This is a genomic window from Paenibacillus sp. BK033 (assembly GCF_004345425.1).
Classification (GTDB): Bacteria; Bacillota; Bacilli; order Paenibacillales; family Paenibacillaceae; genus Pristimantibacillus.
Genome location: NZ_SLVP01000014.1, coordinates 42,184 through 68,246, shown reverse-complemented (window position 1 = coordinate 68,246; position 26,063 = coordinate 42,184). Strand labels below are relative to the sequence as shown.

Here is a 26,063-nt window from a genome sequence, read left to right as displayed (position 1 = left end):
TGGGAATTTGACTCTATAGCAAGGTCATATTAATCTTACTATAGAATACAACAGCTTCGACAATTTGGAAACTATATTACGACACTATTCGACATTCTATCAGAGTTTTGTGTCGAAACCATGAACAAAGGAGTTGAAAGGGCGAATGAATCAGCAGCTGACCGAAGAGAAGGTTTTTAAGGATCCGGTACACAAATATATTTACGTGCAGGATCAGACGGTGTGGGATTTGATCAATACGAAGGAGTTTCAGAGGCTTAGACGAATTCGCCAGCTTGGAACCTCTTATTTGACGTTTCATGGCGCAGAACACAGCCGATTCTCCCACTCCCTTGGGGTTTATGAAATAACGAGGAAAATCATCTCGCAATTCGAGCGTAACGAATATCCGGGCTGGCCGATGGAGGAAAGACTTCTGGCGCTCTGCGCAGCGCTCCTGCACGACGTTGGCCACGGGCCTTTTTCCCATTCGCTGGAGCAGGTATTTGACACCCATCATGAGCAGTGGACCTGTGCGATCCTGCTGGAGGATACGGAAGTGAACCGCGTGCTGCGCCGCGTCTCGGAGGATTTCCCGGAGAAGGTAGCCTCGGTAATCAGCAAAACGTACCCAAACCCCATTGTAGTAAGCCTGATCTCCAGCCAGATGGATGCGGACCGAATGGATTATCTGCTTCGGGACGCTTATTTTACGGGAGTCAACTACGGTAACTTCGACCTGGAGCGGATTTTGCGCGTCCTTCGTCCTGTTCAGGGCAAGATTGTCGTGAAAGAGAGCGGGATGCACGCCATTGAGCATTATTTGATGTCCCGTTACCAGATGTATTGGCAAATTTATTTCCATCCGGTTACCCGAAGCTCGGAGATTATCCTAAGACAGATTACGCGCCGCGCCAAGGAGCTGTACGACAATGGTTACGCATTCTCCTGGATGCCGGGACCAATCAATAAGCTGCTGGACGGCAGCATTACGGTAACGGATTACTTGAAGCTGGACGAGGCCTACATGCAGACCATCTTCTCGTTATGGACCGAAGAGGAGGATGCTCTGCTGGCGGGATTATGCGACCGTTTCCTTAATCGCCAGTTATACAAATACATTACGCTGGATGATCCGGGGGACTCTTTATTGGAACAAGCAGCCCGGGAGTTCATCGCAATCGGCCTTAATCCGGACTACCATATGGAAATCGATTTTCCTTTTGACCAGCCCTACGACATTTATCGCCCGGATGCGAAAAAAGGCGGGAAAGAGGAAAAAGCGCCGATTCTGCTGCTGAGCGACGATAACAGCTTAAGCGAAATATCGGTAAAATCCGACATTGTCCGTTCCATCAGCGGCCTGCATCAAGGCCAGTATCATATCTATTATCCGATTGAACCGCTTCTTGCCGCAGCTGACCGGCTAAGCCCGGGCGTTCGGCAATTGTTTAAAATTTAACTCTTTATATAGAAGGAGCTTGCAGCTAAGATGATATCTTTATTCGACACGCATACCCACCTGGACTCCCCGCAATTCGACAGCGACCGTGAAGAAGTTATCGAAAGAGCGCGCGCTTCCGGTGTCGATTTAATGATCAATATCGGCTTCAACCGGGAGACAATTCCAACGACGATGGAGCTCGCGGAAAAATACGATTTTATTTACGCAGCGGTAGGCTGGCATCCGGTAGACAGCGTTTTTATGGAGCCGGGGGACCTGGAGTGGATTGAGCAGCTTTGTTCCCATCCGAAGGTTGTAGCCATAGGAGAAATCGGTCTTGATTACCACTGGGATACCTCTCCGAAGGAGGTGCAGCACCGGGTATTTCGGGAGCAAATCCGCCTTGCCCGGAAGCTGGGTAAGCCGATTGTCATTCATAACCGGGATGCGCATGAGGACATTGTCCGTATTCTGAGGGAAGAGAAGGCGTCTGAAGTCGGAGGAGTCATGCACTGCTATTCGGGCAGCTGGGAAACGGCCAAAATGTGCCTCGATATGAACTTTTATATATCGTTTGGCGGACCGGTCACGTTCAAGAATGCAAGGGTGCCAAAAGAGGTGCTTGCGAAGGTTCCGCTTGATCGTCTTCTCATCGAAACGGACTCCCCGTATCTGTCTCCTCATCCATTTAGAGGGAAGAGAAACGAGAGCTCTTATGTGTCTTTAGTCGCAGAGGCCGCAGCGGACATAACAGGAAAATCCAAGGAGGAAATCGCTGTTATTACAAGCGCAAACGGTAAAAAATGTTTTGGTATTGTTTAAAAACGGTCTAAAACCGCTGAAATAAAGACTATTGCGGCGATAAAACTCTTTTTACTTGTTGGAATCGCCCCTATTTGCCTTCAGAATCCTAAAATTTCGTTAAAATCGTCTTTTAACGCATCTTTACAATTCTGTGGTCAGGAATGTATGATTTTTCTCAGAGCTTTAACTTTTGTATTGGATTTCCAGTTTGCGCTTAATCTCCGAAAGCCGGAGAGCGGGGGAACCAACGCCAGCGGATGCATCGTTAAGACGTCATGAAGCATCTGCCGCGTATGAATTCTTCAGGGGTGAATTTTGCGGCGATTGCCATGAGCATTCGTTCCGTGGATAGGGCAGCTCTCTCGTCCGAACCCGTCAGCTAACCTCGTAAGCGATTATAGAGAGCGATCAACCTCGTGTATTCACCTTTTCCTGAATGTTTGATTACCCAGGAAGCCACGATCAGATCCTCTGTCGAAGGCTTCTTTTTATTTTCGATTTCGCTATTCGGAAATAGTCTTTACAGGGTAAATCTTGGAGGTGGGAGGCCGTAACACTGGAGCGTGCTTGTCACGCCAATATACTCAATAGTCGCGTCAATAGTATCATGCGTAACAGATTGGCGGCGGGGCTATGAAGGAGGACCGATAGAAGTGGGCATGATCCAGGCTAAGGAGACCCATGGGAAGCGATCATCCAGCATGACTTTCGCAATGCGATGGAAGCATGAAAATTTGCGTTTAATTGTTCTGAGTGCAATTATCTCAATCGCTATGACTTTCATGTTTTTGGTGTTGTTGTACGGATCGGCTGATAAGAGCGTATCCGTAGTGGTGAATGGACAAGAAACTGTCGTAAAGACAAAACAATGGGTCCTGCAACGCCTACTGGATGAACAAGCTATAACGGTTGGACCTTATGACGAGGTATCACACCCTCTGAATGCGTCCATCAAAGACGGAGACCGCATCGAAATCAAGTACGCGGTTCCGGTTACCGTAAAAGCAGATGGCAAAACATCGACGGTGTACACGACAGAGAAAACAGTACAGGCGGCGATCGGGAAATTAAATATTCCTGTCCGCGATCAAGATAAAGTTATCCCGTCTCTCGATACTCAGATTTCGAAGGCAATGACGGTTACCGTTACCCGCGTCGATACGAAAGTAGCAGAGACCGAACGGACTTTGCCGTTCTCGATCGTGAAGAAACAAGATCCAACCCTTGAGCAAGGGAAGGAGAAGCTGGTGCAAACCGGTAAAAACGGCGTCGTAATCGAGCGCGTGGAGAAGAAGTACGAGAACGGAGTTCTTGTCTCCTCCAAGCTGGTCGACAAGGTCGTTCAGAAGCATACGGTCAGTCAGGTCGTAGCAGTAGGCTCGAAGAAGGACGTACATACGCTCTCGGCCGCGAGCACAGCCTCGTATACAAAGAGCGGCGTAACGTTTAAGCCGAAGAAGATTCTCAAGAATGTAACCTTAACCGCCTATTCGGCAGGTGTAGCTTCTACGGGCAAGGATGAGAGTCATCCGGGCTACGGCATTACGGCTTCCGGCGCAAAGGTGAAGGAAGGCCGTACCATTGCGGTGGATCCCGATGTTATTCCAATCGGCTGGTGGGTGTACATCGAAGGAATTGGCTTCCGCAGAGCCGAAGACACGGGCAGTGCCATCAATGGCAACAAGATCGACGTTTACTTTGACAGCACAAGCTATGCCAATAAGTTCGGCCGAAAAAAAGGATATACCGTATACGTGCTTGGTCCGACCAAGCCATCCGCAAGCTAATGGCTTACCGCTATCGTATTTCATTGATAAATATGCCATTATAAGAAGAGGCGCTGCCTCTTCTTTTTGTGTGCACGGAGATGCTAAGCAAGCTGCATATTATTGACGGTGAAAGAAGAGCGGAAGTTGCTGCTTTTTAGAAAGGAATGTTTGCTTGTGATTAAGGAAATTATTGTGGTGGAAGGCAAAGACGATACGGTTGCCGTGAAGAGAGCCGTTGAAGCGGATACGATCGAAACCAACGGTTCTGCGGTCGGCGAGGAAGTGCTGCGCCGGATCGAGCTGGCGATGGAACGCAGAGGCGTTATAATATTTACGGATCCTGATCATGCGGGCGAGAGAATACGCAAAATTGTGGCGCGGCGGGTGCCGGGCTGCAAGCATGCTTTTCTGCCGCAGGAGAAGGCGATGTACAAAGGCGATATCGGAATTGAGAACGCAAGCCCCGAGGCGATTCGCCAGGCGCTCTCCGAGCTTCGGACGGAAATGGCGGCCGGAGAAGGGAATATTACCTGGGAGGACTTGATGGAAGCGGGTCTTATCGTTCATCCGGACGCGGCAAACCGCCGGCTTCAAATGGGCAAGCTGCTGGGGATCGGGTATGCGAACGGCAAGCAGTTTTTCAAAAGGTGTACAAGCTTCCGTATTTCCCGCGAAGAATTCGCGGAGGCTCTGCGCACGATGGAACAGGGATAGGAGATAGGAGTGAACGGCATGAGCGGAAACGATATAAAGGCGATTGAAGTGGCAACGCCGAAGCGCACGAAGGAAATTATCGCGAAGTATGGCTTTCAGTTTAAGAAAAGCTTGGGCCAGAACTTCCTGATTGATCAAAATATTTTGCACAAGATCGTAAGCGCGGCCGGACTCGACAAGACGAAGGGCGCGCTTGAGATCGGTCCGGGCATCGGGGCGCTTACGCAGCATTTGGCTGCCGCCGCGGGCACGGTAACGGCTATCGAGATCGATAACCGGCTTATTCCGATTCTAGGCGACATTCTGGCGGGCGAGGAGCACGTGAAGGTCGTGCACGGCGACGTGCTTAAGCTGGATCTGAAAAAGCTGTTCGAGGAGCGTTTCGCGGATGTGAGCGGCGTAAGCGTAGTGGCGAACCTGCCGTATTACGTGACGACTCCGATCCTGATGAAGCTGCTGGAAGAGCGTCTGCCGCTCGAAAACATCGTCGTCATGATCCAGAAGGAAGTCGCGGAGCGGATGGCGGCAAAGCCGGGCGGCAAGGAGTATGGCAGCCTGAGCGTAGCCGTGCAGTATTATTGCGAGCCGCAGCTTGTCTGCATCGTGCCGCATACGGTGTTCATCCCGCAGCCGAATGTCGACTCGGCTGTCATCAAGCTGGCGGTGCGCGAGAAGCCGCCGGTAGAGGTTGAGGACGAGGCGCATTTCTTCCGCATCGTTCAGGCGAGCTTCGCCCAGCGCCGCAAGACGCTGGCGAACAATCTGACGGCGTTCGTGGGCAAGGAACGCCGCGAGGAAATGACGCAGCTGCTTGTCAGCTGCGAGATAGACCCTGGCCGTCGAGGGGAGACCTTGTCCCTCGACGAGTTCGCCCGCATCAGCCGCGCCTTTCTGGCGGCGGGCTGGCGGGGTTAGCTCGGCCTGCTGCGGCGGCCGAGCCTGGTTTGAGCCGGCGGCGAGCGGTTAACGCCGCCGGCTTTGTTGTAGGCGCGCCCGCCGCCGGAGTGGCGGGTGGGGAGGGCCACGGCACGGCTGCGAAGCGCTGTGCGGTCCTCGGCGCTTACAGCGGCTTTCCAGGCCCGAGCAACCCTCTAATCGGTTCAGACCACCCGAAAAGCTTTCCGTCGTCTACCTGATGCCTTGTAACACGGGATTTTCCTCTTACTGTCCACTAAACGCACCCTCTAACGCACCTTGTACATGATTCACTCCACCATTACCCGGGCAATACATATATAGTCATTCTCCGCATGCAACTCTGTCTTAGGCAGGCGCAACTACGCCATTACGCTGCTTGGAGCAGCCATGGGTCACGCTTATAAGCACACGAGCCCGCCAGCTCAGCGGGCGTGGTCATGGTCATGCGGTCAGGCAACGCCGCTGGCCCGCCATAACGCCGCGCCTGGCGCAGTAGCGCAGCAGCCTCGGCCTCCCACAAGGAATGTGGGGAGGCAATTGGGAGGCGCAGGCTACCCGCAAGAGGGTAAGGGGTAACTCCGATAAGGAGCGGAGCGTCCGCCTTTGCCGATACATTGCCACCCATGTGGCATAAGTTCAAAGCAATGTACAGGCAACAGCGGCCGTTGGGAGTTACCCCGTCCCTCAAATGCGGCAGCCGGAGCCACCCGTGGCCTTTCCCCAACCATTCTTCCACACCCATCCGCACAATTTTCTCCGCACATTCCGCCCCCTCCACCCATACGATAGACGAAGAGGTGATTTACCCATGAAGCAAGGGGACCTGGTCGTCCGCAATTCCTATGGCGGTGACGTGCTGTTCCGAGTTGAAGAGATGCGATCCGATCAAGCGCTGTTGAAAGGCACGGATTACCGTTTGCTTGCGGATGCGCCAATTCCCGACTTGTCGGTCGTCCGCGATCCGGAATCGACAAGCGCGCGGCAGCAAGTGAAAATTAAAGTAAACGACTCTCTTAGACGGATGCGGCAGGAGAAGGCGCATCTTACCGTTTTATCCAGCCACGATCGGGCTACTTTGCAGCAGCAAAGTCAGTCTTATTTTGAATTGCCGGGCAAGGTGCTTCATCTGGACGGAGACGGCAATTACTTGCGCAAAAGCATGCAGCTGTACCAAACGATGAAGGTACCCGCGCATGGCGTGCATGCTCACGAATCGCAAATGGCCCAGCTGCTTTACCGTTTGCTGCCGCAGGTAAAGCCGGATATTGTCGTGATTACCGGTCATGACGGAGTCCTCAAGAACCGCGAGGGTGAAGATCTGTACAGCTTGAGCAGCTACAAGAATTCGCAGCATTTCGTAAATGCTGTGCGCGTTGCGCGTCAATACGAAAAGAATATGGATGGGCTTGTTGTGGTGGCCGGCGCATGCCAATCGCATTTCGAAGCGCTGCTGCAATCGGGTTCGAACTTCGCTAGCTCCCCGGGAAGAATATTGATCCATGCGCTGGATCCTGTTTATATTGCAATTAAAGCAAGCTATACCTCCGTCAGGGAATCCATCAACCTCTCGGACGTGATTCACGGGACCATCAGCGGGATTGACGGGGTAGGGGGAATTGAGACGATGGGACGGCACAGGATGGGGCTGCCGAAACCCAAAAAAGTGACTCACTCCACGGCGAGTATGAAGATAACGTCTTAATATGTACAATTTTTAATTGAATATGCATCAAATTCGATAAAATGGGCGAAAAAACCGTTGACAAGAAAATAACAACGCTGATATAATATTTTGCTTCATTTGACAAACCTCCTCTTTCTGGTTATAATGGACAAGGAAAGAGGTGGTAGTGGACAATGGCAAAAAACGCGCTATTGGAAATTAAACGCAATTTGGAAGCCCACGTAGGCTCCAAAATCCGTCTTCGAGCTAACGGTGGCCGGCGAAAGACCATCGAACGCACCGGCACGTTAGAAGAAATCTACCCTTCTGTTTTCATTGTCAAACTGGACCAGGAGTCTCACGCGTTTAAGCGCGTTTCCTACAGTTATGCGGATATACTGACAGAGTCTGTTGAAGTGACCGTATGCAATGATGAAGGTCAAGTCCGAATCACCCATATTCAACAATAGATGCATGCAGCAGCTTAAACGCGAATCAACCGGATTCGCGTTTTTTTTCGCCATTTTTCATATCGAGGGCTTTCAAACGATCTTTCTGAATAAGCGACTGCCGGCGCGGCACATACTATACCGCAATCACATACCTTTCTAAGGACAGGAGGTGCACGGAACATGGGCCGCAGAAGAAGTGTCATGTCCGAGCAACTGAAATACGAACTGGCGAAGGACCTGGGTTTCATCAACAAGGTGGAAACAGAAGGCTGGGGCGGTATTAGCACCAAGGACGCCGGGAATATGGTGAAACGGGCCATCCAGTTGGCGGAGCAAGCCGCAGCCAGAAATCATGGACAGCAATAAACAGGAAATTTAGACGTTAGAAAGCTAAGAGAGCAAGGCGGTTAAAGCCGGCATTGACCTCTTAGCTTTTCTTGTGCCCGTTTGTTATAATGTTGCTTAGCTAACAACGAACGGGAGAGCTTGCCATGAAAATTTACGAAAAGGCTCCGGCAAAAATCAACCTGCTGCTCGATGTCCTGCGAAAGCGGGAGGATGGATTCCACGAAGTCGAGATGATCATGACGATGGTCGATCTGGCTGACCGTCTTGAGCTGGAGGAGCTGCCGAGGGATACGATTATTATATCGAGCCAGGCTGGATACATACCGCTTGACGAGAAGAACCTGGCTTTCCAGGCTGCGCGTTTGATTAAAGAGCGTTACGACGTCCGCAAAGGCGTATATATACATTTGGATAAAAAGATACCGGTAGCCGCGGGGCTCGCCGGAGGCAGCAGCGACGCAGCCGCCGCTCTGCGCGGGCTGAACCGTCTGTGGCAGCTCAATATCTCGGAGGACGAGCTGTGCCGCCTTGGGGCGGAGCTTGGTTCCGACGTCCCGTTCTGCGTAACGGGCGGTACAGCGATAGCGACCGGACGAGGAGAGAAGCTGGAGCGGATCGGCAATCCGCCCCAGTGCTGGGTCGTTTTGGCCAAGCCTCCGATTAACGTATCGACGGCCGACGTATACGGCAAGCTGCGCGCCAATGAGCTGAAGAACCATCCTTCAACGAGGGATATGGTATCGGCCATCGAACGCGGCTCGTTCTCGGATATTTGCGCCGGGCTAGGCAATGTGCTCGAGAATGTGACTTTGGATTTATATCCGGAAGTGCTGCAGCTGAAAGAAAGCATGCAAAAGCTAGGTGCCGATGGCGTCCTCATGTCGGGCAGCGGACCAACCGTTTTTGGTCTAGTCTCGAAGGAAACCAAGCTTCCACGTATCTATAATGGACTTCGCGGGTTCTGTAAAGAGGTCTACGTGGTAAGAATGCTGACATAATGCTGACGTTTTTCTTGATTAAATCCGTATAAAAATGTTATATTGACTTTATATTATTCGGATTTAGTGGGGGGAATGGCTTTGAAAAAATTGAAGCGAAGTGCAAGACTGGTAGAGATGACGCAATATTTGCTGAGTCGTCCCCACACGTTAATTTCGCTCACAGCATTTGCTGATCGCTATCAGTCTGCAAAGTCTTCCATCAGCGAAGATTTGGCCATTATAAAAGAGGTCTTCGAAGAAGAAGGCTTCGGTGAATTAAATACGCTTGCCGGTGCTGCAGGGGGCGTGAAATACACGCCTAAGATGCATACCTCCACAGCTTTATCGATTATGGACAACATTTGCCGCCAACTGGAACAGCCTGAGAGGGTACTTCCGGGCGGTTATTTGTATATGACCGATATGCTGGGACAACCGGAGCTGCTGGCCGATGTTGGACGAATGTTTGCGACAGCTTTTGCTGACCGAAATATTGACGTGATTATGACGGTTGAGACCAAAGGGATTCCGCTTGCCTACGCAACGGCGGCTTGCCTCAACCTGCCGGTTGTGATTGTAAGGCGAGATAATAAAGTGACGGAAGGCTCGGCGGTAAGCATCAACTACGTTTCCGGCTCCAATAAGCGGATCCAGACGATGTCCCTTGCCAGACGCGCCCTCAAGGAGCAGTCCCGGGTCCTTATTATTGACGATTTCATGAAGGCCGGCGGTACGATTCAGGGGATGATGGATTTGCTTTACGAATTCAAAGCGACCGTTGCGGGCGTCGGCGTATTCGTAGAATCGGGCGAGGTGGAGCATGAAGAGCGCCTGCTCGAGGATTACGTATCGCTTGCGACGTTGACGGCCGTTGATCTGAAGACCAAGCAGACAAAGGTTATTCCGGGCAACTATTTCAAGGTATAAGACGGAAAGGTTGGGAATTCGCAATGACAGACAAGAAGCTGCAAGTAATCGCCACAGATAAAGCACCGGCTGCGATCGGGCCGTATTCGCAGGCTATTAGAGTAGGTGACCTGCTGTTCACATCCGGTCAAATTCCATTGGATGCTTCGGGCCAACTGGTTGAAGGCGGAATTGAGGAACAGACGCATCAGGTTTTCCGTAATTTACAGGCAGTATTAGAAGAAGCAGGAGTAACATTAAATAATGTTGTAAAAGCAACAGTATTTATGAAAGATATGAATCAATTTGCAACGGTTAACGGCATCTATTCTTCCTACTTCGGCGACCACAAGCCAGCACGCTCCGCGGTAGAAGTGGCGCGGCTTCCGAAGGATGTTCTTGTCGAAATCGAGCTCATTGCATCGACTGTTGTCGAATAGAAACGAAAAAAAATTATCTGTAAAAAAATATTTTAAATATCGCATATTTTTCCAAAAAAATAGAAGGAATTTGCACAAAAATGTGGAAGTATACACCAAGTCTCAGATAGGCAAAGGTGGTGAACACAAATGCAAATTACTGATGTCAGACTCCGCCGTGTAAATTCGGAAGGGCGTATGAAAGCTATTGCTTCCATCACGATTGACAATGAATTCGTCGTTCACGATATTCGCGTCATCGATGGTAACAACGGCATGTTTGTGGCTATGCCTAGCAAACGTACGCCGGATGGAGAATTCCGGGATATCGCTCACCCAATCTCTTCGACGACCCGGGAGAAAATCCAAGCTGCTGTACTCGCTGAATACGAGCGTGCGGCAGTGGAAGAAGTGGCAATTGAAGAAGGAGCTTAAGCCTATCCTTTAAGTAACGGAATTGCGTCCTTTTGCCGGGACGGCGCGTGCCGTTCCGGCAAAGGGATAATAGAAAAGAGGGCCGCGAGGCTCTCTTTTCTTTTTGTGTATAATGGGATATAGTCTTTAACAAGGTGAACCGATGACGCCCAACCATGCGGCGTAACGCGGGTTGCATGCGTAAGTTATTCATAGGATATCAAAACTTATAAATATCAATTATTCAAATCAGGTCGTGTAGGAGGAATTACAGTTGAAGGTAATGACGATTGTATTGGCTGCCGGTCAAGGCAAGCGGATGAAATCGAAACTATATAAGGTTCTTCATCAAGTGAGCGGCAAACCGATGGTTGGCCATGTGCTCGATACGGTAAACGAAGCAAAGAGCGAGCGGACCGTAGTTATCGTTGGCCACGGGGCGGAAATGGTAAAAGGCTACCTCGGCGACCGCGTGGAATACGTACTGCAGGAGCAGCAGCTTGGCACTGGCCATGCTGTACGCCAGGCAGAAGCGCTGCTTGGTTCGGAGGAAGGCACAACGATCGTCATTTGCGGCGATACTCCGCTTGTACGTGCGGAGACGATCCAATCGATGCTGGCGCTTCATGCGTCCAGCGGCGCGGCGGCAACGGTTCTGACGGCATCCTTCGATAACCCGACGGGTTACGGGCGCGTTATTCGCGGCGCAGACGGTGCTGTACAGCGCATTGTCGAGCAGAAGGATTGCTCGGCCGAAGAAGCGGCCGTGAAGGAAATCAACACGGGTACGTATTGCTTCGACAACAAGAAGCTGTTCGCGGCCCTGGCGCAAGTAAAGAACGAGAACGCGCAAGGCGAATACTATTTGACCGATGTCATCGGTATTTTCCGCGGCGCGGGCGATACGGTTCAAGCTTACTGCACGCCGGACCTCGCGGAAGCGATTGGGGTAAATGACCGCGTAGCGCTGGCGGATGCCGAGCGTTTCATGCGCGAGCGCATCAACCGCAGGCATCTGATCGAAGGAGTAACGATTATCGACCCTGCTAATACGTACATTGAAGCCGATGTGCGAATTGGAGCAGATACGGTTATATATCCGGGCACCGTTCTGCGCGGCAATACGGTTATCGGCGAGGACTGTGAAATCGGACCTCAGGCCGATATTACCGATTCCGAGATTCAAAGCGGCGCCGCCGTAAAATATTCGACGGTTGCCGATTCCGTTGTGGGCAAGGACAGCACGGTTGGTCCGTACGCGAACCTGCGTCCGGGCTCGAAGCTTGGCGAGGGCTGCAAAGTCGGCGATTTCGTTGAGCTGAAGAACGCAACGCTTGGCGATGGAAGCAAAGTGTCGCATTTGAGCTATGTTGGGGATGCCGTAGTCGGCAGAGACGTTAACATCGGCTGCGGAGCGATTACGGTCAATTACGACGGCTTCAACAAAGCGATTACGGAAATCGGCGACAACGCTTTTGTAGGCAGCAACGTCAATCTGATCGCGCCGGTGAAGCTTGGCGATGGCGCGTATGTCGTGGCGGGCTCGACGATTACGCAGGATGTTCCATCCGGCGATTTGGCTATTGCGCGGGAGCGCCAGGTGAACAAGCCGGGCTATGCGGACAAGATCCGCGCCCGCGCGAAAGCGAAGAAAGAAAGAAGCAAGAAAGAATAGGTTTTCCAGCAGTTGGGCAAAGTGATATGGAAATTGACTTTTTAGGAGGTTCCTATCCCGATGTCCATAGCAATGACGGCAGAACAAAGAAATACAACCATGAAGAGCGAACTCCGCAGCTTGAGGGCAAGCGGCCGGGTGCCCGGCGTCGTTTACGGCAAGCAGCTTGCTTCCCCGGCTTCCGTTGCCATTGAGGAGAAGCAGCTGCTCGCTTTGCTGCGTTCCCACCCGAATGCGGTTATCGACCTGGACATTCCGGGCGCGGGCAAACAGTCGGTCATGATTGCGGGCATACAGCGCGAGAAGCTGTCGCATAAGCTGCTACACGTTGATTTCCAGCAAATCAATATGAATGAGGAAGTAACAACGCATGTCCGAATCGACCTGGTTGGCGACTCGCAGGGCGAGCGCGAGGGCGGTATCGTGCAGGCTTTGCTGCATGAGCTGGAGGTGCGTTGTCTGCCGGGGAGCATTCCGGATTCGATTCCGGTCGATGTAACGGGCCTTCTGATGGGTAGCAGCTATCTGGTCGGAGACGTTCAGACTCCGGCTGGCGTAACGATCTTGACCGATCCTTCGGCGGTGCTCGTGACGGTCCTGGTACCTCAGAAGGACCTGACGGCCGAGGAAGCGGAGGCGCAGGAAGTGGAAGCGAAGGAAGCGGTATCGCGTTCCACGGAAGCGCAAATGCACGAGGTTGATTTCGCAAAATAGAGCAATGGATAAACGGTATCTGCCCTCCGCGGGAAGATACCGTTTCTTCCTTTCGTGCAGGGAATATTGTCCATCGTGTAGAATGAATAAAGACATACGCAAAATGAGATTGGAGAGCAGGATAGCATGAAGTGGATTGTAGGGCTGGGGAATCCCGGCACAACCTATCAAAGCACGCGGCATAATGTAGGCTTTATGGTCATAGACGAATTGGCTCGGCGTTGGAATATCCAGGTGACGCAGAGCAAGTGCAAGGCTTTGATTGGCGAAGGAAACGTACAGGGTACGAAGGTTGTCCTCATCAAGCCGATGACTTATATGAACCTGTCCGGGGAATCGGTACGGGGGTTCATGGATTACTTCAAGGCTGATCTGGAAGACGGACTTATTGTTTACGATGATATGGATACGGAGGTCGGCAAAATCCGGCTTCGTTACCAGGGCAGCGCGGGAGGCCACAACGGCATCAAATCGCTTATTCAGCATTTGGGCACGCAGCAGTTCAACCGGATCCGCATGGGCGTCTCGCGTCCGCAGCCGGGCCGCAATATTGCCGACTACGTGCTCGATAACTTCCCGAAGAGCGAGCAGGAAGCTTTGAAGAGCATGATTGAACAGGCCTGCGACGCAGTGGAGTTTAGCCTCAAGGCAAGCTTCGACAATACAATGGCCAAGTTTAACAAGTAACCGCCTAAGCTTGGGCAAAACGGGCATACTGAAGGGTATAACTATTCTTCAGGAGGCATACATATGGCTGTAAACTATATTTGCCGGCACTGCCGGACGCCGATGGGGACGATAGAGGAAAAGGAAATCTCCGAGTCGAGGCTTGGTTTCCATTTCTTGACCCCCGAAGAGCGCAGCGATATAATAGCGTATAACTCGAACGGTGATATTACGGTTAAAGTGGTCTGCGATTACTGCCGCGAGGCACTGGAAGCAAACCCGGAGCTTGTGCTCGTCGTAAATCCGCTGCAGTAACGGGAGCACAATAGCGTGCGTAGCCTTGGCATTCGGCTGAGGCTTCTTTTCGATGGTTCCTATAGTAAAATAATGCTTCTATTTCTTTGCCTTTTGTCTTGTGTATAGAAACGGGGTGCCTTCACGATTGAAAGCGTTAGTACAGGCTTTTGCCGCGGATCCGGATGTACAGTCGATTATAGCCGGCGTCCGCAAAGGAATGCGCGAACAGATGATATCGGGACTTGCGGGTTCTTCCAGGCAAGTACTCGTAGCGGCGGTGAAGGATGATCTGGACCGTCCGCTGCTTGTTGTCACGCATAATATGTATGCCGCACAGAAAATTGCAGAAGATTTGCAGGAATGCATCTCTGCCGATGATGTATTGTTATATCCCGCGAATGAGCTGGTAGCTGCCGAAGCGGCGATCTCGAGTCCCGAGACGCTGGCGCAGCGCATGGATGTGCTGATCAAGCTGTCCGAAGGCTTCCGCGGGATTATTGTCGTTCCGTTCTCCGGTATTCGGCGCTATCAGCCGATTAAAGGGGTTATGTCGAACGCAAAGATTTCGGTAAAGGTTGGCGACACGCTGGAACTGGATGATTTCCTGCGCCAGATGACCGGACTTGGCTACGTCCGGGCGGACCGGGTGGAATCCAAAGGCGAGATGAGCGTACGCGGCGGTATTGTCGACTTCTATCCGCTTACGGAGGAGCTCGCGTACCGGATCGAGTGGTTTGGGGACGAGATCGATTCGATCCGTACGTTCGATCCTTCCGACCAGCGTTCGCTTGATAACCTGCAGTCCTTTACCGTAACGCCTTGCCAGGAGATCGTTGCCGACCAGCAGCGCTTTAGCGCTGCAGCGGAGCATGCGGCAGCACTTCTCGCCCAGCAGCTCGACAAAATGACGGACCGCATGGCAAAGGACCGCCTCCGTCAAGAAATCGGCGGCGAGATCGAGAAGCTGCGGGAGCAAGTCTATTTTCCTGAAATTTATAAATATATATCCATGCTGTACCCGGAAAGACAGACGATTCTGGACTATATGCCGGAGGATACGGTTCTTATCCTGGATGAGCCGACAAGGCTGATCGAGACCGCGCGGCAGCTGGAGCGGGATGAGGCGGAATGGTCGACCCATCTGCTCTCCAACGGCAAATCTCTGTCAAGCTTTACGCTTGCCCGGGAATCGGATGAGATTCTGCATCACCGGAAATTCCAAACGCTGTTTATGTCGCTCTTCCTGCGGCAGATCCCGCATTCGCAGCCTCAAAATATCCTGAATATGACGAGCCGCGCCATGCAGAACTTCCACGGACAGATGAACGTGCTCAAAGCGGAGATGGAGCGGTGGAAAAAGACGGGCGCGAAGGTGATGATGCTGGGCGGCAACGCCGAACGGCTCGACCGGATTAGACGCGTGCTGCAGGATTATCATATTGAGCCTCCGATCCTGATTGAGGGTAATCTTCAATCCGGCTTTGAGCTGCCTTCCTCGCATCTTGTCATTATTACGGAAGGCGAGATGTTCTCTCAGAAGCAGCGGAAGGCGCGCCGGATGGATAAGAAGATCGATAACGCCGAGCGGATCAAGAGCTATACCGAGCTGAAAGTCGGCGATTACGTCGTTCACCAGAACCACGGCATCGGCAAATACGTCGGGATCGGCACGCTCGAGATCGGCGGCATTCACAAGGACTACCTGCATATCCTGTATGCCGGCGGCGATAAGCTGTCCGTGCCGGTTGAGCAGGTCGACATGATTCAGAAGTATGTCGGTTCCGAAGAGAAGGAGCCGAAGATCAATAAGCTGGGCGGCAGCGAATGGGTTCGGGCGAAAAATAAAGTCCGCGCTTCCGTCCAAGATATAGCCGATGACCTGATCAAGTTGTATGCGGAGCGCCAGTCGGCGCCCGGATTTGCTTTCGGTCAGGATACGGCCTATCAGAACGAGTTCGAAGCGATGTTCCCTTACGATGAGACGCGAGATCAGCTGCGGGCTATCGAAGAGATTAAGAAGGATATGCAGAAGCCCCAGCCGATGGACCGGCTCCTGTGCGGCGACGTCGGCTACGGCAAGACCGAGGTGGCGGTTCGCGCCGCTTTCAAGGCTGCAATCGAAGGGAAGCAGGTAGCTATTCTTGTCCCAACGACCATTCTCGCCCAGCAGCATTACGAGACCTTCCGCGAGCGTTTCTCCGGCTATCCGTTCAACATTCAGGTATTAAGCCGGTTCCGTTCCCGCAAGGAGCAGAATGATACGATGAAGGGCCTGAAAGCGGGTACGGTTGATGTGGTGATTGGCACGCACCGCTTACTGTCGCAGGACGTCATCTTCAAAGATCTGGGATTGCTGATCGTCGACGAGGAGCAGCGGTTTGGCGTATCGCATAAGGAGAAGCTCAAGAAGCTCAAGACCAATGTCGACGTGCTGACGCTGACCGCTACGCCTATTCCGCGGACCTTGCATATGTCTATGCTGGGCGTTCGCGATTTGTCGGTCATCGAGACGCCGCCGGAGAACCGTTTCCCGGTGCAGACTTATGTCGTCGAATACAGTACCTCGCTTGTGCGCGAAGCCATTGAACGGGAGCTGGCTCGCGGCGGGCAGGTATATTACCTGTATAACCGCGTGCAAGGGATATATCAGATGGCCGAGCAGATCAATGCGCTTGTGCCGGACGCCAAGGTTGCGGTCGGCCACGGCCAGATGTCGGAGCAGGAGCTTGAGAAGACGATTCTGGATTTCCTGGACGGCGAGTCCGACGTGCTTGTCAGCACGAGCATTATCGAGACCGGCGTCGATATCCCTAACGTAAATACGCTGATCGTGCACGATGCGGACAAAATGGGCCTCTCCCAGCTGTATCAGCTGAGGGGCAGGGTTGGCCGTTCGAACCGGATTGCCTACGCCTACTTCACCTACCAACGGGACAAGGTACTCACCGAGGTGGCGGAGAAGCGCCTGCAGTCGATTAAGGAATTTACGGAGCTGGGCTCCGGCTTCAAGATCGCAATGCGCGACCTTTCCATCCGCGGAGCGGGCAATCTGCTCGGTGCGGAGCAGCACGGCTTTATTGCCTCCGTCGGCTTTGATCTGTATTCGCAGATGCTGGCTGACGAGATCGCCAAGCGTAAGGCGGAGATGGAAGGCGTGGAGGTGAAGGAAGAGCGTCGCGTCAGCACGCTGATCGATGTCAGCATCGACGCTTATCTGCCTTCCGACTATATTTACGACAGCATCCAGAAGATCGAGATTTACAAGAAGGTGGCTACCGTTACGTCCATAGACGATGCGGAGGATTTGGCGGAGGAGCTGATCGACCGTTTCGGCAATCTGCCGCAGGCCGTCGACAATCTGCTCTCGGTTGCGCGGCTTAAGGTTTACGGCTCCCAATACGGCATTGAACAGATCAGCCAGAAGGGCGATGACCTTATCGTCCGCTTCAACGAACGCGAGAAGAAGCGGATTGACCGCAAGCTGGTGGACCAGCTATGCATGCAGTACGAGAACCGGTTCCGCCAAGGAGCGATACAGGATGAATATCCGACGCTTCTGCTGCGGGGCAAAGGGCTCGAGATGGATCAGAAGGTTCAGCTTCTGGAGGGCTTCCTGAAGAAGTTCAAGGATGCAAGAAAAGGCGAAGAAGCGCTGCAGGACGCAAAAAGCTAAGGATAGATTAGCGTGTTATTCGCTCGATAATTGACGGGCTGCTCCTCCTTGCGCGGGGCAGCTGTTACAACCTTGTGGTCAAGCCTTGTCGTTTTCTGTTACAATACAATAAACTTCTCAAATTGAAAGGGGATTCAACATGTTGCACACAAAACGCAAATCGACATGGCGCAGAAGCGCACTGCTCGTAATCGCGGCAGTGCTGGTCATGACGATCATGGCGGCTTGCGGTGGCAAGAAAGATAACGAGGGCGGCTCCTCGGGCCTCACTTTCGCAGGGGCGGGCAAAGGTACTGTCGTTGCAACCTACAAAGACGGCACCGTCACAGAAGCGGAGTTCAACAAGTACCTGGATATCTTCAACATCATGCAGCCGGGCTACGAGCAAGTGATTGCAATCCCGCAGTTCAAAGAACAATTGCTCCAGCAATTCGTTTCGTATAAGATCCTTGCCAAGCAAGCTACAGAAGCAACGCTTAAAAAAGCAGGCGATGAAACGAACGATCAGATGAAGAGCTTCGAAGATACGCTCAAAACGAACGCCGACGTGAAAAAGACGCTCGACGAGAAAAAAGTATCTACAGCCGACGTAAGAACCTACCTCAACCTGATGCTGGTTGTGGTTGAGCATATGAATTCGAAAGTAACGGAAGACGAGATGAAAGCCGAGTACGAGAAAAACATCGGCAACTACAACCCGGTAACCGTTCGCCATATTCTCGTAGCAACAACGGATCCAGCGGATTCCACGAAGACGCTTCGCACGAAAGAGGAAGCTCTCGCCCGTGCAAAAGAAGTTAAAGCGAAGCTTGACGCTGGCGGAGATTGGACAGCCCTTGCTAAACAGTACTCCGACGATACGGGCTCGAAGGATAGCGGCGGCGAATACAAGGACGCGAAGGCTTCCGATTGGGTGGAGGGCTTCAAAAATGCGGCCCTGACTCAGCCTGTCGGCAAAATCGGCGATCCGGTCGAGACCGAATACGGCTATCATGTGATCCTGGTTGAGAAACGGGACCAAGTAGCTTACGACAAAATTACGGACGAGCAGAAGCAAGAGGTACAAAGCGTGGTGGCTTACAACCACATGAATACGTTCATGACGGATGAAATGCCGAAGCAAGACGTGAAAATCACGCTTCCGGAAGCTTCGGCTTCGCCAGGCGCATCCGCATCGCCAGGCGCTTCGGAGTCGCCAGCGGCGTCCGAATCTCCGGCGGCATCGGAATCCCCGGCAGCCAGCGAGTCTCCTGCAGCCAAATAAACACCTTTAATGAAGAGCTGGTCCATCATGCAAATGATGGGACCAGCTTTTTTCTGTAATGGGACTTTCTTGTTTTTGTAAAAAGTGATATCATAATTATATCAAAACAATATAAGGGGTGTACTTATGAAGGAATATAAAGCCTGGCACGTCAACGGATTCCTCGCATTGCTCGCCGCGATTATTTCCTTTGCCGGAGGAATCGCACTTATTATATTTGGCTCGGATCAGTTGGATCCGAACGTATTTCTGATCGTGCTCGGCATATTGCTTGAGGTGATCTTTATCGTAGCCGTATCCTCGCTCACAATCGTTCAGCCAAACGAAGCGAAGGTTATTACGTTCTTCGGCACGTATGTAGGTACGGTTCGCGACAGCGGCTTGTGGATTGTAGTACCGTTCACGAACAAGAAGAAGGTATCGATGAAGGTCCGCAACTTCAATAGCCAGACCCTGAAGGTGAATGACGCGGAGGGCAATCCGGTGGAGATTGGCGCCGTTGTTGTATTTAAAGTAACGGAGACGGCGAAAGCCTCCTTCGACGTGGATAACTACGAGCGCTTCGTGGAAATCCAGAGCGAGACGGCCGTTCGCCATATCGCGGCCCAATATCCTTACGATACCTTCTCCGACTCTGCGCAGCAGTCGCTGCGCGGCAATGCGGATGAAGTAGCGGCGGAAATGATGAAGGAGCTTCAGAATCGTCTGGCCGTAGCCGGCGTGGAAGTGCTGGAGACCCGCCTCACGCATCTGGCTTACGCGCCGGAAATCGCAAATGCGATGCTCCAACGCCAGCAGGCGATTGCCATCGTTTCGGCTCGCCAAAGAATTGTGGAAGGCGCGGTTGGCATGGTGGATTCCGCTTTGAAGCAGCTGGCGGAGAACGGAATCGAGCTGGATGAGGAGCGCCGCGCGGCAATGGTGAACAATCTGATGGTTGCCATTGTATCCGACCGCGGAGCAACGCCGGTTATTAATACGGGCTCGCTGTACTCCTAAGGGGACAGTCCAATGGGGAAAGAAAAGAAAGCTTTCGCGCTCCGGCTCGATCCAGATTTACACCGTGCCATCGAGCAATGGGCAAATGATGAATTTCGCAGCGTAAACGGACATATCGAGTTTCTGCTTCGGGAAGCGCTTGGCAAAGCCGGAAGGCTGCCTAAGCGGGCGCCAAATAATCCGGTTGATAGCGAGTGAGTGTGGCAGCCGTCGTTCCATCCTTTTAGGGGGGAATGGCGGCTTTTTGAATGAAGATTTTTTTCACGTGGAACAATTAGCGGGGTTAATTATTAAAAAGAAGGAAATGAAGCAAGGTTTTTGGCATAGAAGGGAATGCTTTAAATGGTGCTTTACGGATTGCCTTACCACATCTGTCCGATATTGCCTGGCTTCAGCAGGAAACCCGCGGGAAGCGGCGGATAGCCGTGCATAAGAAATTGGGAGCCGATGAATACTATGGTCAGAATCACAAAAGAATTCGTTATCGAACGCGCTAGACATAAGAGCAGCCGAATCACAACCAGCATAACGGCAGCTTTAGAATAGGCGCTCCGCTAGCTGAATCATTCTTTTTCCGCGAGAACGCTTTAATCCTTGACTTATAACGGGGACGGCGGCAATCGCTTGTTATGAAGGCTAATCGTATCCAGTGACTTAAAATCCTCTAGGAAAGTGGGGCAACAAGAAATGAAAGCAACTGGAATTGTACGTCGCATCGATGATCTCGGGCGTGTGGTGATTCCGAAGGAGATCCGCCGTACTTTACGTATTCGTGAAGGAGATCCGCTCGAAATATTTGTTGACCGCGATGGCGAAGTAATCCTGAAGAAATACTCTCCAATCGGCGAGCTTGGTGACTTCGCCAAAGAGTATGCCGAATCCTTATTCGAGAGCACCAACCATGTTACCCTCATTACCGACCGCGATACGGTTATTGCCGTAGCCGGCGCTTCGAAAAAAGAACTGCTGGAGAAGCAGATCGGATCGATTCTGGAAGGATGCATGGATAACCGCAAGACGATTGAAGGCACTTCCGGCACATACGAGATCGTTAAGGATATGCACGACACATACTCCGCTTACGTAGCAGCACCAATCGTTGCAGGCGGAGATCCAATCGGCACCGTGGTCCTGCTCAGCAAAGACGATGCGGTAAAAATGTCGCAGATGGAAACCAAAATGGTGGAGACGGCGGCAGGCTTCCTGGCGAAACAAATGGAACAATAATAAGGCGAAAAATAAGGCTTGGTTCCCGTTAAACGATTGCAGGTTGCATCGTAACGGAAACCAGGCCTTTTCATGTGGTGGTCGCGCGGTTGATATGATCCCGGGATGCCCGGGGGGAGCTGCCGATCACTCTTTTGAACATTTTCGAGAACAGGAAAGGGTCGGTATAGCCGACGGAGCGTGCAATATCGCCAATGGTAAGCTCCTGATGATGCAGAAGCTCAACGGCCCGGTTCATCCGGAAACGGAGCAGGAAGGCCTGCAACGAGACACCCAGCTGCGCTTTGAATAAGCCGGACAGGTACGTGCGGTCGAGCCCGACGAAATTCGCGATATCCTGAACGGAGATCGGAAGGCTGTAGCTGTTCTCGATAAAAGCAACCGCCTTGTTGATGTAGGCTTCTTTCGTATTGACGGCATGCGCCGGAGCAGAGGGCTGCTTGTTGCAGGCAACCAGCCGGGCCATGTACTGGTACAGAAGGCTTTGACTGAATAGATCACCGCTGCCGGGAAGATCATCAAGGGCCTGATGAAATTGCTCATAGACGGTTTCGAAAAAGTCCTTCTGCTCCGTTGCGTCGAATATCGGATTTGCAGGATTAAGGCCGGCCCTCTGCAGCAGAGATTTCGCATGAAGCCCTTTGAGTCCGACCCAGGAGTAGGTCCAGGGGTCGGACTCATCTGCTTTGTAATACACAAGCGTACCCGGAATAATAAGAAAGCCTTGACCGGCATGCAGCTCATAGCTGAGCTCGCCTAACCGGAATTGACCGGTGCCGCTGTGGATGTAATGAACGATGTACATATCGCGAAGACCAGGACCCCAATAATGCCCGGGATCGCAATCCTGCTTGCCCCAAAAGAGCAGGCTTAAGTCCATATAACGCTCTGTTGCCGGACTGGGCAGATAAATTTCGGATAACGGCATAGGGCGGTTCCCTCCAGTATGGATGGTACACAGCTTATATCTTTATTATAAACCCGGCAGCCCGGCTCGTCATAAGGAAATGGGATTATGACAAATAAATAAGAGGCTTTGCCATGTTCGCTTATCCGCTTCGGAGATATAGTGGAGGAGTCAATTCCTTTTTAGAAAACGGAGGCGGAAGCTAAGATGTCTAAAATTACTTTTCTAGGTGCGGGAAGCACGGTATTCGCGAAAAATGTACTGGGTGACGTAATGTTGACGGAGCCGCTGCAAGGCTTCGAGCTTGCCTTATTCGATATTGATGCAGGGCGTCTGCGCGATTCCGAGCAGTTACTGTTGAATATGAAACAATCGCTTGGCAGCAACTGCGCGGTGAAGGCTTATTCGGACCGCAAGGAAGCGCTGCGCGGCGCGAAATATGTAATCAACGCTATTCAAGTAGGCGGCTACGATCCTTGTACGATTACGGATTTTGAAATTCCGAAGAAATACGGGCTGCGCCAGACGATTGCCGATACGGTTGGCATCGGCGGTATTTTCCGCAACCTGCGCACGATTCCGGTTGTTCTTGATTTTGCGAGGGATATGCGCGAGGTTTGTCCGGACGCTCTGTTCCTGAACTATACGAATCCGATGGCGGTACTGACGAATGTGCTGTCGACGGCGGGCGGCGTTAGAACGGTTGGCTTGTGTCACAGCGTGCAGGTATGCGTGTCCGATCTGTTCAAAAACCTGGGGATGGACGCTACGGGCGTGGAATCCAAGATTGCGGGCATCAACCATATGGCTTGGCTGCTTGAAGTGAAGAAGGACGGCGTGGATCTGTATCCGGAGATCAAACGCCGCGCGGCGGAGAAGCAGAAGGAGAAGCATCATGACATGGTTCGCCTCGAAATGATGCTCAAGTTCGGCTATTACATCACGGAGTCGTCCGAGCATAATGCCGAGTATCATCCGTACTTCATCAAGCGTAATTATCCGGAGCTGATCGACCGCTTCAATATTCCGCTGGATGAATATCCGCGCCGCTGCATCGAGCAGATCAAAGGCTGGAACAGCATGCGGGAATCGCTGCTCGCGAACAGCAATATCGAGCATAAGCGCAGCCATGAGTACGCGTCGCATATCATGGAAGCGATTGAAACCGGCAAGCCGTTCAAAATCGGCGGCAACGTCATGAACACGGGCCTGATCACCAACCTGCCGAAGGAAGCCTGCGTAGAGGTGCCGTGCCTAGTAGACCGCTCGGGCATCAACCCGACGTACGTCGGCGATCTGCCGCCGCAGCTGGCTGCGCTCAACCGCACGAACATTAATACGCAGCTGCTGACGATTGAAGCGGCGCTGACGCAGAAGAAAGAGCATATCTACCATGCCGCTATGCTGGATCCTCATACTTCGGCGGAGCTTTCAATGGATGATATTGTGGCTTTGTGCGACGATTTGATCGAGGCTCACGGGGATTGGCTGCCCGCATTCAAATGATGCTTAGTGATCGATGGCGGGCGGGGGCAGGGTATGTAGCTCCTTCCGGTTGCTGTTGCGGCCCCGAATTTTGAATGAACTCGTATAACGAGTATTCGGGGCCACAAAGGCAAACGCTGCGCTCCTCCACGAGCTACATACCCTTTCCCTATCTATCGATCGCAACCCGATCAAAACCGCGCAAAGCGCGGTTTTTATAGGAAATAAGGCCGCCCACTCCATATTGGGGCGGCCTTATTTTTTGTCATGATGGCCTGTTCGACCTCAGGCCACCTCTAAAACAGCTAGGCTGCCTGGGTTAGTGGGCAGCCTATTGCGGTTTATATAGCAATTGATTGAGGGGAGGAAATGTATCTCTGGAGGAGCGGAGCGTTTGCCTTTGCTATTTTAAAGCCTCGTATAATCAAGTTAGTTCAAGCTTTAAAAGGGCAACAGCAACCGGAAGAGATACAATTCTGAACTGAGATTGTCATGCGTCCTCAGGAAAGAACGAAACGTGAGTCAGTTGCGTCCCGCCTGAAAACGGAGAACGGTTTTGAGCTTGTCCGGTTGCGTTCTTCTAGCATCCGAGATGTAGATTTCTTTATGCAGCTTGGAGATTCGTTTCAGCCCTTGTTCCTCGCAATATTGCTCCATCTTTTCGAAGCTGGCAGGTTCTTCATCGTAAGGACCGCGATGCATCATTTGAACGCAGAGGCCTTCCTCCAGCTTGCCAAACGCTACGTTGCTTAGGAGAGGATGAGGCTTTTTCTTGCTGACGGCCTCAATGACTTCTTGTGCCAATGCCTCCGTTACGAAGTCGGGTTGTCTGATCATGATGGTGTAGATAAGCTTATCCTTATCGAGAACGGCAGCTTGTCTGGCCTCTTCTTCCAGATCCCATATACCCTCCAGCGGAAAAACGGTGTAATCGTAATATCTCTCTGGCGCAGCTCCTTTTTTGGGCAGCATTTTTACCGTGTAAGCCAAGGAGTATAACGCTCCTACAGCTTCTACGAATTCCGAATGATTAGGATTGCCTTTGCCTTTTAGCATGAAGTAGTTCATTGCGGGCACCTCGATGACGGAAGGGACATTTTTGGGCAGATAAAGCGGTTTGTCATTCTTTTTCCACTCATATTTCATTTTAAAATACCTCCGGTCTTTTACAGTATGCGTACGCGCCCCGCAAGGAAGGTGCGGATAACTTGCTCAGCTGCCTGCTCAAGCAGGACGGGAGCATACTCCATCGCTTCCTTCAGGGTCATCGGCGAGCTTATGATGCTGTGCACGCTGTGGATACCCTCCGCGTATAAAGCTTCAATGCCGGTTCCCACTGATCCGGCGAGCGCAATGGCGGGGATACCGTGCTTTCTGGCCAGTTGGGCGACGCCCATCGGCGCTTTGCCGGAGGCCGTCTGATGATCGATACGGCCTTCTCCGGTGATGACCAGATCAGCCTCCTTCAGATGCTCCTCCAGACGGACATGCTCCAGAACCACATCGATGCCGCGGCGAATGGAGGCGGGGAAGAAGGCCAGATAGGCGCCGCATAAGCCCCCAGCGGCCCCAGCGCCTGGACGGTCGTGGAGTCGGATTCCCGTTTTCTCTTGGATTCGATCAGCCCACGCCGTCATCCCATGCTCAAGCTGGTTCACGATCGTGGTAGTCGCGCCTTTTTGCGGACCAAAGACGCGTGATGCCCCTTGTTCGCCGATAAGAGGATTTTGCACGTCGGTGGCGATAACAAAAGAAGATTCCGCTATTCGCGGATCCCATGAGCTGTCGTCGATCGTTACGATATCCACCAGATTTCCTCCGCCAGCAGGGACGGGATTGCCCAGCCGATCCAGCAGCCGCATCCCAAGCGCCTGGAGCATGCCGGTTCCTCCGTCATTAGTGGCGCTGCCGCCAACGGTAAGCAGAAAACGCCGGCAGCCCCGGTCAAGCGCATGGCGGATAAGCTCGCCAGTCCCGTATGTCGTCGTAAGTGACGGATTGCGCTCTTCCTCCTTCAGCAAGCACAGGCCGGATGCCTCCGCCATTTCGATGACGGCCGTTTGCCCAAGCAGCCCGTAGGAGGCCTCCACGGGCCTTTCAAGCGGACCGGCCACGCTAACGTTCACGCGCTCGCCGCCCGCAGCGGTGAGAAGGCTGTCGAGCGTTCCTTCGCCGCCGTCGGCGATCGGAAGCTTGATGATTTGGGCATCGGGCACACATCTCCGGACGCCTTGAGCGATTGCTTCCGCCGACGAGGCGGCGGACAAACTGCCTTTGAAAGAATCCGGAGCTACAACGATTTTCATGGACAGCCATCTCCTTCCAACTCTTTGTGCTTTTATTATA

Annotated in this window: 25 protein-coding genes and 1 riboswitch; of the genes, 22 read left to right on the top strand and 3 right to left on the bottom strand. The window is 52.4% G+C overall.

Going from position 1 to position 26,063, the window contains the following annotated elements; translation table 11 throughout:
* The first annotated feature begins 145 nt into the window (after positions 1–145).
* The 21 genes from EV294_RS27950 (at position 146) to spoVT (ending at position 21,325) form a co-directional block, all read left to right on the top strand.
* The gene (locus EV294_RS27950; RefSeq protein WP_132312985.1) at positions 146–1,441 is read left to right on the top strand and encodes an HD domain-containing protein; all 1,296 of its coding nucleotides are present in this window, start codon (positions 146–148) and stop codon (positions 1,439–1,441) included.
* 30 nt (positions 1,442–1,471) lie between these two features.
* Positions 1,472–2,245: a TatD family hydrolase gene (locus tag EV294_RS27945; RefSeq protein ID WP_132312983.1), complete on the top strand. Its 774-nt coding sequence runs from the start codon at positions 1,472–1,474 to the stop codon at positions 2,243–2,245.
* Between the two features lie 183 nt (positions 2,246–2,428).
* Positions 2,429–2,637, top strand: a riboswitch (cyclic di-AMP (ydaO/yuaA leader).
* 243 nt (positions 2,638–2,880) lie between these two features.
* Entirely contained in the window at positions 2,881–4,014 is a 1,134-nt protein-coding gene (locus tag EV294_RS27940; protein WP_207918203.1) for a 3D domain-containing protein, read from the top strand.
* A gap of 156 nt (positions 4,015–4,170) precedes the next feature.
* A complete protein-coding gene (rnmV, locus tag EV294_RS27935; RefSeq protein ID WP_132312981.1) occupies positions 4,171–4,710 on the top strand; it encodes a ribonuclease M5 in 540 nt (179 codons plus the stop codon).
* 18 nt (positions 4,711–4,728) lie between these two features.
* Complete coding sequence (gene rsmA, locus EV294_RS27930; RefSeq protein WP_132312979.1) at positions 4,729–5,625, top strand: 16S rRNA (adenine(1518)-N(6)/adenine(1519)-N(6))-dimethyltransferase RsmA; 897 nt, start codon at positions 4,729–4,731, stop codon at positions 5,623–5,625.
* Positions 5,626–6,436: 811 nt separating this feature from the next.
* A complete protein-coding gene (yabG, locus tag EV294_RS27925) occupies positions 6,437–7,330 on the top strand; it encodes a sporulation peptidase YabG (protein ID WP_132312977.1) in 894 nt (297 codons plus the stop codon).
* Between the two features lie 155 nt (positions 7,331–7,485).
* Entirely contained in the window at positions 7,486–7,761 is a 276-nt protein-coding gene (gene veg, locus EV294_RS27920) for a biofilm formation stimulator Veg (RefSeq protein ID WP_012772031.1), read from the top strand.
* A gap of 162 nt (positions 7,762–7,923) precedes the next feature.
* Positions 7,924–8,109, top strand: a complete 186-nt coding sequence (locus EV294_RS27915) for a small, acid-soluble spore protein, alpha/beta type (RefSeq protein WP_132312975.1) — start codon at positions 7,924–7,926, stop codon at positions 8,107–8,109.
* Positions 8,110–8,234: 125 nt separating this feature from the next.
* Positions 8,235–9,089: a 4-(cytidine 5'-diphospho)-2-C-methyl-D-erythritol kinase gene (gene ispE, locus EV294_RS27910; protein ID WP_132312973.1), complete on the top strand. Its 855-nt coding sequence runs from the start codon at positions 8,235–8,237 to the stop codon at positions 9,087–9,089.
* A gap of 81 nt (positions 9,090–9,170) precedes the next feature.
* Positions 9,171–9,998 (top strand): pur operon repressor, encoded by an 828-nt coding sequence (gene purR / locus EV294_RS27905; protein WP_132312971.1) that lies wholly within the window; start codon positions 9,171–9,173, stop codon positions 9,996–9,998.
* A gap of 23 nt (positions 9,999–10,021) precedes the next feature.
* Complete coding sequence (locus EV294_RS27900; RefSeq protein ID WP_132312969.1) at positions 10,022–10,417, top strand: RidA family protein; 396 nt, start codon at positions 10,022–10,024, stop codon at positions 10,415–10,417.
* A 129-nt stretch (positions 10,418–10,546) separates the two neighbouring features.
* Entirely contained in the window at positions 10,547–10,831 is a 285-nt protein-coding gene (spoVG, locus tag EV294_RS27895) for a septation regulator SpoVG (RefSeq protein WP_012772036.1), read from the top strand.
* A 253-nt stretch (positions 10,832–11,084) separates the two neighbouring features.
* Positions 11,085–12,485, top strand: a complete 1,401-nt coding sequence (gene glmU, locus EV294_RS27890) for a bifunctional UDP-N-acetylglucosamine diphosphorylase/glucosamine-1-phosphate N-acetyltransferase GlmU (RefSeq protein ID WP_132312967.1) — start codon at positions 11,085–11,087, stop codon at positions 12,483–12,485.
* Between the two features lie 60 nt (positions 12,486–12,545).
* The gene (locus tag EV294_RS27885; protein WP_132312965.1) at positions 12,546–13,199 is read left to right on the top strand and encodes a 50S ribosomal protein L25; all 654 of its coding nucleotides are present in this window, start codon (positions 12,546–12,548) and stop codon (positions 13,197–13,199) included.
* 126 nt (positions 13,200–13,325) lie between these two features.
* On the top strand, positions 13,326–13,886 hold the full coding sequence (pth, locus tag EV294_RS27880) for an aminoacyl-tRNA hydrolase (protein WP_132312963.1): 561 nt from the start codon (positions 13,326–13,328) through the stop codon (positions 13,884–13,886).
* Between the two features lie 63 nt (positions 13,887–13,949).
* A complete protein-coding gene (gene fin, locus EV294_RS27875; RefSeq protein ID WP_132312961.1) occupies positions 13,950–14,180 on the top strand; it encodes an anti-sigma-F factor Fin in 231 nt (76 codons plus the stop codon).
* A gap of 127 nt (positions 14,181–14,307) precedes the next feature.
* Positions 14,308–17,835: a transcription-repair coupling factor gene (gene mfd / locus EV294_RS27870; RefSeq protein WP_132312959.1), complete on the top strand. Its 3,528-nt coding sequence runs from the start codon at positions 14,308–14,310 to the stop codon at positions 17,833–17,835.
* Positions 17,836–17,974: 139 nt separating this feature from the next.
* A complete protein-coding gene (locus EV294_RS27865) occupies positions 17,975–19,099 on the top strand; it encodes a peptidylprolyl isomerase (RefSeq protein WP_132312957.1) in 1,125 nt (374 codons plus the stop codon).
* A gap of 126 nt (positions 19,100–19,225) precedes the next feature.
* On the top strand, positions 19,226–20,098 hold the full coding sequence (locus tag EV294_RS27860; protein ID WP_132312955.1) for an SPFH domain-containing protein: 873 nt from the start codon (positions 19,226–19,228) through the stop codon (positions 20,096–20,098).
* Between the two features lie 12 nt (positions 20,099–20,110).
* On the top strand, positions 20,111–20,296 hold the full coding sequence (locus tag EV294_RS27855) for a type II toxin-antitoxin system antitoxin (protein ID WP_132312953.1): 186 nt from the start codon (positions 20,111–20,113) through the stop codon (positions 20,294–20,296).
* A gap of 489 nt (positions 20,297–20,785) precedes the next feature.
* Positions 20,786–21,325: a stage V sporulation protein T gene (gene spoVT / locus EV294_RS27850; RefSeq protein WP_132312951.1), complete on the top strand. Its 540-nt coding sequence runs from the start codon at positions 20,786–20,788 to the stop codon at positions 21,323–21,325.
* 70 nt (positions 21,326–21,395) lie between these two features.
* Here spoVT and EV294_RS27845 read toward each other — a convergent pair whose 3' ends face one another.
* Positions 21,396–22,253, bottom strand: a complete 858-nt coding sequence (locus EV294_RS27845; RefSeq protein ID WP_132312949.1) for an AraC family transcriptional regulator — start codon at positions 22,251–22,253, stop codon at positions 21,396–21,398.
* A 186-nt stretch (positions 22,254–22,439) separates the two neighbouring features.
* Between EV294_RS27845 and melA the strand changes: the two genes are divergently transcribed.
* Entirely contained in the window at positions 22,440–23,738 is a 1,299-nt protein-coding gene (gene melA / locus EV294_RS27840; protein ID WP_132312947.1) for an alpha-glucosidase/alpha-galactosidase, read from the top strand.
* 501 nt (positions 23,739–24,239) lie between these two features.
* Here the strand turns inward: melA and EV294_RS27835 are convergent.
* Both EV294_RS27835 and EV294_RS27830 read right to left on the bottom strand, forming a co-directional pair.
* On the bottom strand, positions 24,240–24,863 hold the full coding sequence (locus EV294_RS27835) for a GyrI-like domain-containing protein (protein ID WP_132312945.1): 624 nt from the start codon (positions 24,861–24,863) through the stop codon (positions 24,240–24,242).
* 20 nt (positions 24,864–24,883) lie between these two features.
* Positions 24,884–26,023, bottom strand: a complete 1,140-nt coding sequence (locus tag EV294_RS27830) for a glycerate kinase family protein (protein ID WP_132312943.1) — start codon at positions 26,021–26,023, stop codon at positions 24,884–24,886.
* Between the last annotated feature and the right edge of the window lie 40 nt (positions 26,024–26,063).

Bases quoted from the DNA above. Each gene is read 5' to 3' on its own strand.
- EV294_RS27900 (WP_132312969.1), top strand. From the start codon at position 10,022: ATGACAGACAAGAAGCTGCAAGTAATCGCCACAGATAAAGCACCGGCT.
- spoVT (WP_132312951.1), top strand. From the start codon at position 20,786: ATGAAAGCAACTGGAATTGTACGTCGCATCGATGATCTCGGGCGTGTG.
- EV294_RS27945 (WP_132312983.1), top strand. From the start codon at position 1,472: ATGATATCTTTATTCGACACGCATACCCACCTGGACTCCCCGCAATTC.
- EV294_RS27915 (WP_132312975.1), top strand. From the start codon at position 7,924: ATGGGCCGCAGAAGAAGTGTCATGTCCGAGCAACTGAAATACGAACTG.
- fin (WP_132312961.1), top strand. From the start codon at position 13,950: ATGGCTGTAAACTATATTTGCCGGCACTGCCGGACGCCGATGGGGACG.
- EV294_RS27855 (WP_132312953.1), top strand. From the start codon at position 20,111: ATGGGGAAAGAAAAGAAAGCTTTCGCGCTCCGGCTCGATCCAGATTTA.
- EV294_RS27950 (WP_132312985.1), top strand. From the start codon at position 146: ATGAATCAGCAGCTGACCGAAGAGAAGGTTTTTAAGGATCCGGTACAC.
- yabG (WP_132312977.1), top strand. From the start codon at position 6,437: ATGAAGCAAGGGGACCTGGTCGTCCGCAATTCCTATGGCGGTGACGTG.
- EV294_RS27885 (WP_132312965.1), top strand. From the start codon at position 12,546: ATGTCCATAGCAATGACGGCAGAACAAAGAAATACAACCATGAAGAGC.
- spoVG (WP_012772036.1), top strand. From the start codon at position 10,547: ATGCAAATTACTGATGTCAGACTCCGCCGTGTAAATTCGGAAGGGCGT.
- rsmA (WP_132312979.1), top strand. From the start codon at position 4,729: ATGAGCGGAAACGATATAAAGGCGATTGAAGTGGCAACGCCGAAGCGC.
- melA (WP_132312947.1), top strand. From the start codon at position 22,440: ATGTCTAAAATTACTTTTCTAGGTGCGGGAAGCACGGTATTCGCGAAA.
- EV294_RS27865 (WP_132312957.1), top strand. From the start codon at position 17,975: ATGTTGCACACAAAACGCAAATCGACATGGCGCAGAAGCGCACTGCTC.
- EV294_RS27860 (WP_132312955.1), top strand. From the start codon at position 19,226: ATGAAGGAATATAAAGCCTGGCACGTCAACGGATTCCTCGCATTGCTC.
- veg (WP_012772031.1), top strand. From the start codon at position 7,486: ATGGCAAAAAACGCGCTATTGGAAATTAAACGCAATTTGGAAGCCCAC.
- EV294_RS27830 (WP_132312943.1), bottom strand. From the start codon at position 26,023: ATGAAAATCGTTGTAGCTCCGGATTCTTTCAAAGGCAGTTTGTCCGCC.
- ispE (WP_132312973.1), top strand. From the start codon at position 8,235: ATGAAAATTTACGAAAAGGCTCCGGCAAAAATCAACCTGCTGCTCGAT.
- pth (WP_132312963.1), top strand. From the start codon at position 13,326: ATGAAGTGGATTGTAGGGCTGGGGAATCCCGGCACAACCTATCAAAGC.
- EV294_RS27835 (WP_132312945.1), bottom strand. From the start codon at position 24,863: ATGAAATATGAGTGGAAAAAGAATGACAAACCGCTTTATCTGCCCAAA.
- EV294_RS27845 (WP_132312949.1), bottom strand. From the start codon at position 22,253: ATGCCGTTATCCGAAATTTATCTGCCCAGTCCGGCAACAGAGCGTTAT.